This window comes from Rubrobacter marinus, assembly GCF_011492965.1.
GTDB lineage: Bacteria > Actinomycetota > Rubrobacteria > Rubrobacterales > Rubrobacteraceae > Rubrobacter_F > Rubrobacter_F marinus.
In genome coordinates this window covers 4,044,890-4,057,089 of record NZ_CP045121.1, presented here as the reverse complement: position 1 = coordinate 4,057,089, position 12,200 = coordinate 4,044,890, and the positions used below count along the sequence as shown (strand labels likewise).

Genomic DNA, 12,200 nt, shown 5'->3' with positions numbered 1-12,200 from the left:
TAAGCATGACCAGAGTTTAGTACGGTCCCATACTACGCGCCCACGCATCCATGCCGCGCCGCGTAGAACGCCGGTCTAGAATAGCCGGATGCGACGCAGGAGAAACGAACCTACCGGAGGCACGACGCCTCTACGCCTCTCCCTGCGAACTGCCGGCGCGGCGCTCCTCGCGGGTGCCTTCCTCTACGCGCGTTACGTCGAGCCCCAGTGGGTCGCGGTCCGCCGGCTGGAGCTCACCCTGCCGCGCCTCGCCCCCGAGTTCGACGGGTACCGGGTCGTGCACATGAGCGACGTACACATGGACCGCTGGATGACCCCGGGGCGCCTGACGGAGATCGTCGGCCTCGTGAACGAGCAGAAGCCGGACCTCGTCGCCGCGACCGGCGACTTCGTGACGTACTCCCCCCTCTCCTCGACCGTCCCCCTGGCGCCGCTCCTCGTCGAGCCCCTCGAGGGTCTCCGCGCCCCCGACGGCGTCGTGGCCGTCCTCGGCAACCACGACCACCGGGCCGGCGCCGGGCGGGTGCGCCCCCACCTCCGCAGAGCCGGCATCGTCGAGCTTGCGAACGAGGTGCGTACGGTGCGGCGCGGCCCCTCCGCGCTCCACGTCGCCGGTGTGGACAGCTTGTACATGGGCCGAGACCGGCTCGGGGCCGTTCTGGATGGCCTGCCCGGGGAAGGCGCCGCCGTGCTCCTCGCGCACGAGCCCGCCTTCGCCCTCTCGAGCGCCGCCACCGGCCGCTTCGATCTGCAGCTCTCCGGACACTCTCACGGCGGGCAGGTGCGGTTCCCGATCCTCGGCGCCCCGATCTACCCGCGCCACTCTCGTCCGTACGGGGACGGCCTGTACGAGACCAGGGGGATGTACGCCTACACCAGCCGGGGGCTCGGCACGGTGCTCTCCCGTCTCCGCGCGAACTGCCGGCCCGAGGTCTCCGTCCTCACCCTCCGCTCCCCGAAAGGCGGCCAACAGAGATGAGCAAGCTTCCTCCGCCGGCGCAGTCCAACCTCAGGGTCTACGATCGGGTGGGGCCGCTCTACGACGCGGTCATCGCCCCCGTCTCCGGCCGCGCCCGGGAGCAGGCCGTCGCCGCCCTGGGGCTCCGGCCCGAAGGTCGGTTGCTCCTCGCCGGCGTCGGGAGCGGGCTCGACCTGCCGCACCTGCCGCGAGACGCGCGCGGCCTCGGAGTCGACCTCAGCGACGGGATGCTCCGCCGCGCCCGCGCCCGCAAAGGGGAGCTGGGGATGCCGAACTTCGAGCTCCGCAAGATGGACGCGCAGGCCCTGGACCTTCCGGACGAGAGCTTCGACGCCGTCTACCTGCCCCTGATCGTCACCGTCGCCGCCGACGGCCCGCGCGTCCTCGCCGAGGCCGCCCGCGTCGCGAAGCCTGGCGCCCCGCTCGTCGTCGTGGACAAGTTCTGGCCCGAGGGGAGGGGCAGGCCCGCCCCCGTGCGCCTGGCGAGCCGGGTCCTCGGGGGCCTCGCCACTCATATCGACCGGCGATTCTCGGAGATCCTGGCCGGCGCGCCGCACCTCGAGGTCGTCTCCGACGAGCACCTCGCCCTCGGCGGCTTCTTCCGGCTCGTCGTGCTGCGGAAGCCTGCCCGCTAGACGCTAGCTTCGGGCCCTATGCCCCGGCGAGCAGGTCGCGGTCCGCGATGATGACGCCGTCCTCGTCGGAGTAGAGGTACTCGCCGGGCGAGATCTCGACCCCCGCGAAGGCCACCGGCTCGTCTCGCTCGCCGATCCCCTCCTTGGCGCTCTTTCTTGGCGAGGTGTTCAGGGCCTTCACCCCGATGGGGAGGAAGGTGATCTCCGCCGAGTCGCGGACGCAGCCGTGGACGACGATCCCCGCCCAGCCGTTCTCCCCGGCGAGCGCCGCGAGGTTGCCCCCTACCAGGGCGCACCTCGTCGACCCGCCGCCGTCCACGACGAGCACCCGGCCGCGCCCGTTCTCCTCGAGCGCCTCGCGCACGAGCACGTTGTCCTCGAAGACCCGGACGGTGGAGACGGGGCCGCAGAACGCCGCGGCCCCGCCGTAGTCCCAGAACACCGGCTCCGCCACCCGCGCCTCCTCGCCGAACTCGTCGCAGAGATCCGTCGTCGCGAACCCCCTCGTCTCCTCCACCTAAGCCCCCGATCCTCGTTCTGGATTCCGGTTCGACACCAACTTCGACGCCACGGCCACCGTCCGCTCGACCACCTCGGCCGCCGGCACGGGACGGGCGAGGCGTGGGGCCTGTCCGGACCACAGCGACATAAACTCCGTCCGGTCCGCCTTGGCCGCCGCCGCCCTTATATCCCTGGTGTGGGCGTTCTGCACGGGGTAAGCCGCCACTTCGGCCCCCTCCATCTCCTCGGTGAAGCGGTTCTTGAGGCCCCGGGCCGCCTTGCCGGAGAAGGCGCGGGTGACGGTCGTCTCCTCCTCGGTCGCGGAGAGCAGGACCCGCTTGTACCCTTCTTGCGCCCCGCTTTCGGGGCAGGCGAGAAAGGCCGTCCCCATCTGTGCCCCGTCGGCCCCGAGCGCGAGCGCCGCCGCGAGGCCTCGTCCGTCCATGATCCCGCCGGCCGCCAGCACCGGAATCTCCACCGCGTCCGCGACCTGCGGCACGAGCGCCATCGTCCCGACGAGCCCACCCTCGTACGGGCCGAGGAAGGTCCCCCTGTGCCCCCCGGCCTCCGCCCCCTGCGCGGTGACCGCGTCCACTCCAGCCGCCTCAACCGCCAGCGCCTCCCGCACGGTCGTCGCCGTCCCGGCCGTCACGATCCCGGCCTCTCGCAACGCGTCGAGATGCGGCCCCTCCGGCACCCCGAAGGTGAAGCTGAAGACGGGCACCCGCTCCTCCAGCACGACCGCGAGCTGGTCCTCGAAGGACTGTACGTAGGAGAGCTCTCCGGGCGCCTCGACCCCGAGCTCCTCGCGGTAGCGGGCGAGCGAAGCCCCGATCTCCTGCGGGTCGTACAGCGAGGGGTCGAACGGCTCCGGTACGAACAGGTTCACCGCGAAAGGTTTGCGCGTGAGCGCCCGGATCCCCTCCACCGCCGACCGGATCGCCGCCGGCGTCATGTAAGCCGCACCCAGCGTCCCCAGACCCCCGGCCTCGGAGACGGCCGCGACGAGCCGGGGCGTCGTCGGCCCGCCCGCCATCCCGGCCTGTACGACCGGATGCTCGATCCCCAACAACCGCGTGATCCTCGTCTCCAAACCTGCCTCCCGCCCGAACCTCGCTCGACCCCGCATTCTAGACAACGCCCCGCGCGACGGCCGAACCCCGCCCGCGAAACGCCCTCCGGCGAACCCGGCGCTTGCGGCCCATTGTGACCCGTGTGATACTCAATGTAGTAGTTTGTTACAAGCGGCCTAGCTTGCAACAAATCCGTGTAGCAACCGGCCCCGGCGGCCGTTACAAGGAGGCAGTGGTGGAGCTTTTGAGGGTCGGGACGGACCACGTGGGGGAGATAAGCCGGCTGAAAGAGGAACTAAACGCGGCAATTTTGGCGCATTATTACCAGGAGCCCGAGATCCAGGACGTGGCGGATTTTATCGGGGACTCGTTGGGGTTGGCGCGTCAGGCGCAGGGGACGGACGCGGACGTGATCGTCTTCTGCGGCGTCCACTTTATGGCGGAGACGGCCAAGATCCTGAACCCTTCCAAGACGGTGGTTCTCCCGGACCTCGACGCCGGGTGCTCCCTCGCCGACAGCTGCCCGCCGGAGGACTTCCGGAGGTTCGTGGAGGAGCGTCCCGGTCACGCGGTGGTCTCTTACGTGAACACCTCGGCCGAGGTCAAGGCGCTCTCGGACGTCATCTGCACCTCCAGCAACGCCGAGAAGGTCATCGCGAGCATCCCCGAGGAGACACCCGTAATCTTCGGCCCGGACAAGCACCTCGGGCGCTACCTCGTCGAGAAGACCGGTCGGGAGATGGTCCTGTGGCCGGGGACGTGCATGGTGCACGTGATGTTCAGCGAGCGGAAGATCCGCGCTCTCAAGGTCCGCTACCCCGACGCCGAGGTCCTCGCCCACCCCGAGTGCGAGGAGCGGGTCCTGCGCGTCGCCGACCACGTGGGGAGCACGACGGCGCTCCTGGAGCGGGCCGTGGCGAGCCCCGCGAAGCGGTTCATCGTCGCGACGGAGCCCGGGATCATCCACCAGATGAAGAAGGCCGCCCCCACCAAGGAGTTCATGCGGGCGCCCGGCAAGGGCCCCGAGGGGGCGTGCGAGGCGTGCAGCGAGTGCCCCCACATGCGCCGCAACACCCTCGCGAAGCTCCACGAGTGCATGGAGAACCTCTCGCCCGAGATCACGCTCGACGAGGGGCTGCGGGTCCGGGCGCTCCTGCCCATCGAGCGGATGCTGGAGCTCCGCTAGTGGAGGCCACGGACCTCCTGAAGGGGCCCCTCGTCCCGCCCACGGCACTCCTCGCGCTCGCCCGAGCCGCCCTCGCCGAGGACGTGGGCCGGGGCGACGTCACCTCCCTGGCCACCGTCGGGCCCGGGCCCGCGCGCGGGCCCGCTTCGTCGCCCGGGAGCCCTTCGTCGTCTCCGGCCTCGGGGCGGCCCTCGCGGTCTTCCACGAGGCAAGCGGGGGGAGGCCCGGTTCTCGGCGCTCGTCGAGGAGGGCGACCGCGTCGAGGCCGGCGCGGTCCTCGCGGTCGTCGAGGGGGCGCGCGGCAGATCCTTGCCGCCGAGAGGGTCGCGCTCAACCTCGTCATGCGCCTCTCGGGGGTCGCCACGCTGACGAGCCGCTACGTCGAGACCGTCCGCGGGACGGGGGCGAGGATCACGGACACCCGCAAGACCACCCCCGGCCTGCGAGCCCTCGAGAAGGCCGCCGTGCGCGCCGGCGGCGGGACGAACCACCGCTCCGGCCTCGACGACGGCATCCTCATCAAGGACAACCACGTAGCGCTCGCCGGCGGCGTCGCCGAGGCCGTGCGCCGGGCAAGGGAGGGGGCGCCTCATCTGCTCAAGGTCGAGGTGGAGGTGGAGAGCTCCGAGGAGCTGCGCGAGGCGCTACGAGCCGGGGCGGACGTTATCCTCCTCGACAACATGACCCCCGACGAGGTCCGGGCCTCCGTCGAGCTCGTGCGCGTGGAGAGCCCGGGCACCGTCGTCGAGGTCTCCGGCGGGGTGAACCTCGGGACCGTGCGGGCGCTCGCGGAGGCGGGTCCGGATCTGATCTCCGTCGGAGCCCTCACCCACTCCGCCTCCTCGGCCGACGTCTCTTTGGAGGTGGAGCCGTGCTAGGCCCGGCCGACGTAATAGTCGTCGGCGGAGGCATAGCCGGGGGCGTCGCGGCGCTCGCCGCCGCGAGCAAGGGCGCGCGCGTCACCCTCCTCACCGGAGCCCCGGACCCCGAGGAGACGAACACCCGCTACGCGCAGGGCGGCATCATCCACACCGGCCCCGACGACTCGCCCGAGCTTCTCGTCCGCGACGTCCTGGCCGCCGGGGGCGGCGATCCCGCCGCGGCGAGGCTCCTCGCCGCCGAGGGCCCGGCCCTCGTGCGCCGGCTGCTGATCGAAGCCCTGGGAGTCCCCTTCGACCGGGAGGCCGGCGGCTTCGAGGGGCTTCACCTCACGCGCGAGGGCGCCCACTCCGTCCCCCGCATCGTCCACCACCGGGATTCGACGGGCCGGGAGGTGCAGCGCGCCCTCACCCGCGCCCTCCGCGCCGAGGAGCGCGTGGAGATCCTCCCCGCGACCGTGGCCCTGGAGCTGATCGTCTCGCGCGGCCGGTGCGTCGGGGTCCACGCCTCCCATGACGGGGAGGCCGTAACCCTGCTCGCGCGCGGGGTCGTGCTGGCCACGGGGGGCCTCGCCGCCCTCTACGAACACACCACCAACCCCCCCTACGCCACCGGCGGCGGCTACGCTCTCGCCCTCCGGGCCGGCGCCGCGCTGCGGGACCTCCACTACGTCCAGTTCCACCCCACCGCCCTCTACGCCCCGGGCACCGCCGGCGACCGCTCCCTCGTCTCCGAAGCCGTGCGCGGCGAGGGCGGGGTACTGCGAGACCCCGACGGCGAGGAGTTCGTCGACCACCCCCTGGGCTCCCTCGCCCCGAGGGACGTGGTGGCGCGCTCCATCCGCGCGATGATGGACCGTACCGGATCCCCCTGCGCCTACCTGGACGTCTCCCACTTGCGGGGGGACTACGTGAGGGAGAGGTTCCCGGACATCCACGCCCGCTGCCTACGGTCCGGCATCGACATGGCCCGCGAGCCCATCCCCGTCGTCCCCGCCGCCCACTACTCCTGCGGCGGCGTGGCGACGGATCTCCTGGGCCGCACGAGCCTGCGGGGCCTGTGGGCGGCGGGTGAGGTCGCGAGCACCGGCCTCCACGGCTCCAACCGCCTCGCCTCCACCTCCCTCCTGGAGGGCCTCGTCTTCGGCCGGCGCGCCGGCGAGGACGCCGCTCGACCGTCGGGCGTCCCCGACGCCGCCGAGCCCGCGCCGCTTCCCCTCCCGACCCGTGCCCCGGAAGGGGCGTGGACCGCGCTCCGGCGCACGATGTGGGAGCACGCGGGCCTCGTCCGGGACGCCTGCGGCCTCCGCCGGGGGCTCGCGGAGGTGGGGGAGTTGGAGGGAGAGTACGGCGGTACCTCCCTCGCCGGGCCGCTCGCCGTCGCCCGCGCGGTCCTGGAAGGGGCCCTGGCCGAGCGCGAGAGCCGGGGCTGCCACTACCGCTCGGACGCGCCCTGTGGTGAGGGCGCCCTCGCGGAAGAAGCCCGCCTATCGGGGGTCTGAGGTTGGAAGATCGAGGCCGAAGAGACGGAGACCAGGACTTCGGGGAGATCGAGGCGCGTTACTACCTCGGTAACCTCCCCCCCGACGAGATGCCCGGCATCGCCCTGCGAGCCCTCGAGGCCGGGTACGATGGTCCCGCCCTCCTGGGGCTCGCGCGTATGAGCGAGCCCACGATGCAGGACGCGGGGCCGCTGTTCGAGCGCGCGCTGGGGGAGGTGGGGCTGTCGCCCCTCCCGGCGAAGGAGGCCGGCCTGCGGGTGGCGGGGAACGTCGCCCGCAAGATGGTCTCCGGCGAGGTGCGGCCGTACGAGGGGGCGTACCTTATATGGACGAAGTTGTGGATGGGGTGCGGGAGGCCGGCCGAGCTCACCCCGTTCGTCGGCCTCGCCTCGCTGTACGAGGCCGACCCCGAACGCCGACCGTTCCACGACGAGGAGATCCTCGCGCGGGCGGAGGAGCTGGCGAGGAAGCGAGAGGAGCGCTGATGCCGATCTACCTGGACTACAACGCCACCACGCCGCTCGACGAACGGGTCCTCGACGCGATGCTCCCCTACCTCAAGGGCGAGTTCGGCAACCCCTCCTCCGCGACCCACGCCTACGGTTGGACCGCCGGGGCCGCGGTAGACCTCGCCCGGGAGGAGCTGGCCGGGGCGGTGGGCGCATCGCCCGAGGAGATCACCTTTACCGCCGGCGCCACCGAGTCGGACAACATGGCCCTCCTCGGCCTCCTCCGACCCGGCGACCACCTCGTGACCGCCGCGACCGAGCACGAGGCCATCCTGGAGACGGTGCACCACCTCGTCCGCGCCGGCGTACGGGTCACGGTCCTCCCGGTCGACGGACACGGCATGGTCCACCCCGACGCGCTCGCCGAGGCCCTGGAGCCCGGGACCCGGCTCGTCTCCCTTATGCTCGCCAACAACGAGACCGGCACGCTGAACGGGGTACGGGAGCTCGCCGAGGTAGCTCACGAGCGGGGCGTCCCCTTCCACACCGACGCGGCCCAGGCCTTCTGCAAGGTTCCGGTGGACGTCGAGGAGCTCGGCGTCGACCTGATGAGCATCTCCGCCCACAAGTGCTACGGCCCGAAGGGCGTGGGCGCCCTCTACGCCCGGCGCCGTCCCCGCCCCGGCGTCCGCCACGCCCGCCCCGAGCCCATCCTCTTCGGTGGCGGCCAGGAGCGGGGCATGAGGAGCGGCACCCTCAACGTCCCCGGCATCGTCGGGCTCGGAAGGGCCGCCTCCGTCGGCGCCGCGTCGCTCCCGGAAGAGGCCGAACGGATACGCGCCCTGCGCGACCGGCTCCACGGTGCGCTCGCCGAAAGCGTGCCGGACCTCCGGCTGAACGGCCATCCCGAGCATCGGCTCCCCGGCACCCTGAACGTCTCCTTCCCCGGCGTCGACGTCGGCGAGTTGCTCGGCGCCCTCCCCGACGTCGCGGCCTCCGCCGGCTCCGCCTGCGCCTCCCTCGACGCCGGTCCCTCGCACGTCCTGGAGGCGATGGGCCTGAAGGACGGTTCCTGGGGGACCGTACGCCTCAGCCTCGGCCGTTTTACCACCGGCGAAGACGTGGAGAGGGCCTCGGAGATGCTCGTGGGGGCCGCGGTGGATCTCCGGTCCGGAGCCGAAGGCGCCGGGTTACGCGGCAGCGGCCCAAGGTAGACTACCGGCATGAACGACAAAGAGATCGAAGAGCGAGTAGACGAGATCCTGCTCAAACAAACCCGCGGCGAGAAGCTAACCGACCAGGAGGAGACCATCCTCGCCTTCACGTACTACGCGGCGAGGAGCCAGCGCACGGTGATCAGGGTGGACCCGCGGTACCTGAGCCCCCAGGAGCCCGAGTAAGCCGAACCTCGATCTGGCTCGGCCCTGCTCCCTCCACGGGGGCGCGAAGGGAGCCGCCGGCCCCATCGGCCGGCGGCTCCCTTCGCGCTGAGTAGGGCTCTTACGCCTCTGCGGTCGTCGGGTCGATCACCGAGCGGACCTCGGAGATCTTGTTCGCCGGGAAGCCGCCCTGCTCGGCGTGCTGGCGGACCAGCGCCTCGTTCGGGGCGATGTAGGTGCAGTAGATCTTGTCGTCCGTCACCTGGCTCTGGACCCACTGTATCTGCGGACCCATCTCGTTCAGGACGTTGCAGGACGTCTGCGAGATGTCCCTCAACTCCTCGGCGGACAGGTTCCCCGCCCCGGAAGCTCCCTCTCGATCACGTACTTGGGCATCGTCTCTCTCCTCCTTGCGTCGCTGTTTCGACAACGAACCTCGTGCGGGGCCGCCTCGCGCCCCGCGGTCTCTCTAGAACGGGTAGGTGACCACCCCACGGCGCCGAGGGCGTACCACGCGCCGAAGGCCACGCCTAGTACGCCCAGGACCGGGACCACCCTCTCGAAGTTTCTCGCGATCGGGCCCCGGCTATGACGAGCCCGAACGCGGTGGAGAGGAGCGCCATGGAGACGGCGGTGCCCACGGCGAACACCACGAGCGCCGCCGCCGCCTCGGCCTGGCTCGAGATGGTCGAGAGCAGGAGGAGCGTGAGCCCCCCCGAGCCGCCGATGCCGTGCACGAGCCCGACGCCGTAGGACGAGAGCGGCGTCCGGCGCGCGACCGCGTGGCCGTGCTCGTGCGCCTCGCTCTCCCTGTGGGAGTGGACGTGGCGGTGCGGGGCCTCCCCGTCGTCGTGCCTGTGGACGTGGACGTGGTAGAGGCCGCGGCGCCACCGCATCAGGAGCCGGACGGCCAGGAAGACGGTGATCACGCCTATAAGAGTCTCGGCGGCCTGCTGCACCGGCTCGGGCAGGAAGCGGTTGAAGAGCACGAGGGGCAGGCCGAGCAGGACGAGGGTCGTGCCGTGCCCGAGGCCCCACAGGAGGCCCATGATCCCTGCTCTCCTGATCTTGTCGTGGTCCTTGTCGGAGGCGATGAGCGTCGTCACCGCCGCGAGGTGGTCCGGGTCGCTCGCGTGCCTCAAGCCCAGGAGCAAACTGACGGTCAGCACCACCCCGACGCCCACGGAGCCGTGCATCAAACCTTCGAGCCAGCCGTCTATCGCGCCCACGGAATCCTCCTCATCGCCCTCAACCGTTCTCCCTTTCCAGCGCCGCCCGCACGAGCTCCCGATCGTGCGCCCAGGCGAAGTCGAGGTCGTCGATCTCCTCCAGGGATACCCACCTCACCCGGCCACGTCGTCGGCGGGCCGGATCTCCCGCCGGAGAGCCTGACGCGGAAGCCGATCGCGAGCACCCAGTCCCCACCCTCCCCGTAGGTGTGCGTCGCCTGGAGCACCGAGTCGCCGACGACCTCGGCCTCCACCCGAGCTCCTCCTGGATCTCGCGCACGAGCCCGTCCGCCGGGTGCTCCCCGACCTCCAGAAACCCGCCCGGCAGGTCCAGGCGCCCCTTCTCCGGCTCCCGCCCCGGATCGTGACGAGCGCCTTGCCGTCCTCCACGATCGCCGCCCCGACCGCGGGCATCGAGCTGCGGTACCAGGACCGGCCGCACAGGGGCACGTCACCCCGCCGCTCTCACGCGGCTCGCTCAACCTTGTGCCGTCCGCCGGGCAGTACCGGTAGGACTCGGTGGGGGAGAAGGACACCCCTCCCCGGCGGCCTCCGTCAAACCCGGCCCCGAATCGGCCCGCCGGCCCGGCCGTCCGTCGGAGCGGCGCGGGGAGCGGTGACGGACCACCATGGCTCGCCCGCCGGAAGCGGCGCCCGCTCGGGGTACTCCTCGACCGATAGCGCCGGGCCTTTCGATGGGCCATAAACCGACCTGCTCCTCTCCCTCGCGACGCCGTGCGTCGGTCCGTTGACCGTGCCGACGGTGCCAAGCTTGCTCCCCTGTGACCGTGCCCCTTCGCGATCGCCTTTCCGCCACGCCCGAGGAGGAGCCGCCACTATTCCACCGGCGCCAACCCGCGTCAAGGCTCCCGCATGGGCGGCCTCGCCGAAGTTGACTGGCATATGGCGCCTGGGTACTATGCTGCCCTATCCCCGTACTTTTGCATACAGAGCCACGACGGGATGGCCGGGAATGGAGGAGTGGTCATGAAGAGCCTGGAGAGAAGAGTTGCCCCCGCGGCGCGCGCCGATGCCGGCACCACCTACGCCGAGCCGGAGGCGCCGTCGCGGCGCGCCGAGGTTCCTCACGCGGAGAAGCCGGCCGCGGAGAAGCCGAAGCTGTCGGAGGAGATCGCCATCGAGGAGATCAACATCGACGGCATGTGCGGGGTCTACTAGGCGCCGGACGCACGGCCTGCGCCGGTTCGTCGGCGTAAGCGCCGGATCGACCGTCACCGATAAGAGACCGGGTGCGTAGCGTGTGCCGCTCTCCCCTCCGCGCCCGGTCTCGTCGCGTCCGGCGTCGATACGCCCCCGGCGAGGTGGCCGAAGCAGGGGACCCAACGCAGCCCTCGGGGGAGGAGTAAGGCGATGGGCAAGCTGGACGGGAAGGTGGCCCTCATCACCGGCGGGGCACGAGGACAGGGGCGCTCCCACGCGCTCACCTTCGCGCGCGAGGGCGCACGAGTCGTCGTGTGCGACGTCCCCCAAGCCCTCCCGACCGTCCCCTACCCGCTGGCCAACGCCGGGGATCTCGCGGAGACGGCCCGCATGGTCGAAGACCTCGGCGGCTCCTGCCTGACCGTCGAGGCCGACGTGCGCGACGGCGCGGGGATGCGGGGGGTCGTCCATCGGGCGGTCTCCGAGTTCGGCAGCGTCGACATCGTGCTGGCCAACGCCGGCATCGAGAGCTTCGCAGAAGCCCGGGAGCTGACGGAAGATCAGTGGGACGAGATGATCGCCGTGAACCTGACCGGCGCATGGAAGAGCTGCAAAGCGGCGATACCGCACATGATCGAGCGCCGCGCCGGCGTGATCGTCATAACCTCGTCCATCGCGGGCTTGAAGGGCCTCGCGAACCAGGCCCACTACTGCGCCGCCAAGCACGGCGTCGTCGGCCTTATGCGCGCCCTCGCGATAGAGCTCGCGCCCCACGGTATCCGCGTGAACACGGTCCATCCGAGCTCCGTGGACACCCCGATAATAAAGAATCAGGCGATGTACACGCTGTTCAGCGGGGGGAAGCCGGACGCGACGCTCGAAGAGGTGACGCCGGCTTTCAGGTCCCTGAACCTCATGGACACGCCGTGGATGGAGCCGCAGGACATCTCCAACGCGGTGCTCTGGCTCGCCTCCGACGACGCGCGGTACGTCACCGGCGCGACCCTTACCGTCGACGCCGGCTTGATGGCCAAGTGAGCGGGGCGATTCCGGTCTTGACGGTCGACAAGGCGCTGGCTATCATGGCGCGACGAAATGCCGGGCTGTGGCTCTCTCGCCAGAGCGCGGACGGAAAGGGATCGAAGGGGTGCTTCTGAGCTTGCACGGAGGGTGTCTTGCTCCGGGTCTCAAGCATCTATTCGTGCGTTCGAGGATTTCGGCCTCGTCG

At 71.3% G+C, this 12,200-nt stretch carries 14 protein-coding genes and 1 pseudogene; 10 read left to right on the top strand and 5 right to left on the bottom strand.

Features of this window, described 5'->3' with window-relative positions; all coding sequences use genetic code 11:
• Nucleotides 1-88 precede the first annotated feature (88 nt).
• Entirely contained in the window at nucleotides 89-979 is an 891-nt protein-coding gene (locus GBA65_RS20805; RefSeq protein ID WP_166398169.1) for a metallophosphoesterase, read from the top strand.
• On the top strand, nucleotides 976-1,614 hold the full coding sequence (locus GBA65_RS20800; RefSeq protein WP_166398168.1) for a class I SAM-dependent methyltransferase: 639 nt from the start codon (nucleotides 976-978) through the stop codon (nucleotides 1,612-1,614). Before GBA65_RS20805 ends, GBA65_RS20800 begins: the two co-directional genes overlap by 4 nt.
• 16 nt (nucleotides 1,615-1,630) lie before the next feature.
• On the opposite strand, the gene rraA is transcribed toward GBA65_RS20800, so the two are convergent.
• The gene (gene rraA / locus GBA65_RS20795) at nucleotides 1,631-2,131 is read right to left on the bottom strand and encodes a ribonuclease E activity regulator RraA (RefSeq protein WP_166398167.1); all 501 of its coding nucleotides are present in this window, start codon (nucleotides 2,129-2,131) and stop codon (nucleotides 1,631-1,633) included.
• On the bottom strand, nucleotides 2,132-3,208 hold the full coding sequence (locus tag GBA65_RS20790) for an NAD(P)H-dependent flavin oxidoreductase (protein ID WP_207955994.1): 1,077 nt from the start codon (nucleotides 3,206-3,208) through the stop codon (nucleotides 2,132-2,134).
• Between the two features lie 215 nt (nucleotides 3,209-3,423).
• Here GBA65_RS20790 and nadA point away from each other — a divergent pair, with 215 nt between their 5' ends.
• The 6 genes from nadA to GBA65_RS20760 are packed head-to-tail and all read left to right on the top strand — an operon-like array spanning nucleotide 3,424 to nucleotide 8,603.
• Entirely contained in the window at nucleotides 3,424-4,374 is a 951-nt protein-coding gene (gene nadA, locus GBA65_RS20785) for a quinolinate synthase NadA (RefSeq protein WP_228281536.1), read from the top strand.
• Nucleotides 4,374-5,252 carry a carboxylating nicotinate-nucleotide diphosphorylase gene (nadC, locus tag GBA65_RS20780; RefSeq protein WP_207955993.1) on the top strand — a complete coding sequence of 293 codons (879 nt, stop codon included), beginning with the start codon at nucleotides 4,374-4,376 and terminating at the stop codon, nucleotides 5,250-5,252. The genes nadA and nadC overlap by 1 nt, the downstream gene beginning before the upstream one ends.
• Nucleotides 5,246-6,754 carry an L-aspartate oxidase gene (nadB, locus tag GBA65_RS20775; protein ID WP_166398165.1) on the top strand — a complete coding sequence of 503 codons (1,509 nt, stop codon included), beginning with the start codon at nucleotides 5,246-5,248 and terminating at the stop codon, nucleotides 6,752-6,754. Before nadC ends, nadB begins: the two co-directional genes overlap by 7 nt.
• Nucleotides 6,755-6,756: 2 nt before the next feature.
• A complete protein-coding gene (locus GBA65_RS20770; protein ID WP_166398164.1) occupies nucleotides 6,757-7,239 on the top strand; it encodes a hypothetical protein in 483 nt (160 codons plus the stop codon).
• The gene (locus tag GBA65_RS20765; RefSeq protein ID WP_166398163.1) at nucleotides 7,239-8,417 is read left to right on the top strand and encodes a cysteine desulfurase family protein; all 1,179 of its coding nucleotides are present in this window, start codon (nucleotides 7,239-7,241) and stop codon (nucleotides 8,415-8,417) included. Before GBA65_RS20770 ends, GBA65_RS20765 begins: the two co-directional genes overlap by 1 nt.
• Nucleotides 8,418-8,426: 9 nt before the next feature.
• Complete coding sequence (locus GBA65_RS20760) at nucleotides 8,427-8,603, top strand: hypothetical protein (RefSeq protein ID WP_166398162.1); 177 nt, start codon at nucleotides 8,427-8,429, stop codon at nucleotides 8,601-8,603.
• A gap of 100 nt (nucleotides 8,604-8,703) precedes the next feature.
• Here GBA65_RS20760 and GBA65_RS20755 read toward each other — a convergent pair.
• From GBA65_RS20755 to GBA65_RS20745, 3 genes and pseudogenes are all read right to left on the bottom strand, one after another.
• Nucleotides 8,704-8,978, bottom strand: a pseudogene (locus tag GBA65_RS20755) (DUF4242 domain-containing protein).
• A 134-nt stretch (nucleotides 8,979-9,112) separates the two neighbouring features.
• Nucleotides 9,113-9,811, bottom strand: a complete 699-nt coding sequence (locus GBA65_RS20750) for a HoxN/HupN/NixA family nickel/cobalt transporter (protein WP_166398161.1) — start codon at nucleotides 9,809-9,811, stop codon at nucleotides 9,113-9,115.
• Nucleotides 9,812-9,830: 19 nt separating this feature from the next.
• The gene (locus tag GBA65_RS20745) at nucleotides 9,831-10,253 is read right to left on the bottom strand and encodes an NUDIX hydrolase (RefSeq protein WP_166398160.1); all 423 of its coding nucleotides are present in this window, start codon (nucleotides 10,251-10,253) and stop codon (nucleotides 9,831-9,833) included.
• Between the two features lie 545 nt (nucleotides 10,254-10,798).
• On the opposite strand from GBA65_RS20745, the gene mftA reads away from it, so the two are divergent.
• Nucleotides 10,799-10,990, top strand: a complete 192-nt coding sequence (gene mftA / locus GBA65_RS20740) for a mycofactocin precursor MftA (RefSeq protein WP_166398159.1) — start codon at nucleotides 10,799-10,801, stop codon at nucleotides 10,988-10,990.
• Nucleotides 10,991-11,182: 192 nt separating this feature from the next.
• Nucleotides 11,183-12,010 (top strand): mycofactocin-coupled SDR family oxidoreductase, encoded by an 828-nt coding sequence (locus GBA65_RS20735; RefSeq protein ID WP_166398158.1) that lies wholly within the window; start codon nucleotides 11,183-11,185, stop codon nucleotides 12,008-12,010.
• Nucleotides 12,011-12,200 lie beyond the last annotated feature (190 nt).

Coding starts and splice junctions, on each gene's coding strand:
- GBA65_RS20805 (WP_166398169.1), top strand. CDS start 89: ATGCGACGCAGGAGAAACGAACCTACCGGAGGCACGACGCCTCTACGC.
- GBA65_RS20800 (WP_166398168.1), top strand. CDS start 976: ATGAGCAAGCTTCCTCCGCCGGCGCAGTCCAACCTCAGGGTCTACGAT.
- GBA65_RS20765 (WP_166398163.1), top strand. CDS start 7,239: ATGCCGATCTACCTGGACTACAACGCCACCACGCCGCTCGACGAACGG.
- GBA65_RS20760 (WP_166398162.1), top strand. CDS start 8,427: ATGAACGACAAAGAGATCGAAGAGCGAGTAGACGAGATCCTGCTCAAA.
- mftA (WP_166398159.1), top strand. CDS start 10,799: ATGAAGAGCCTGGAGAGAAGAGTTGCCCCCGCGGCGCGCGCCGATGCC.
- GBA65_RS20735 (WP_166398158.1), top strand. CDS start 11,183: ATGGGCAAGCTGGACGGGAAGGTGGCCCTCATCACCGGCGGGGCACGA.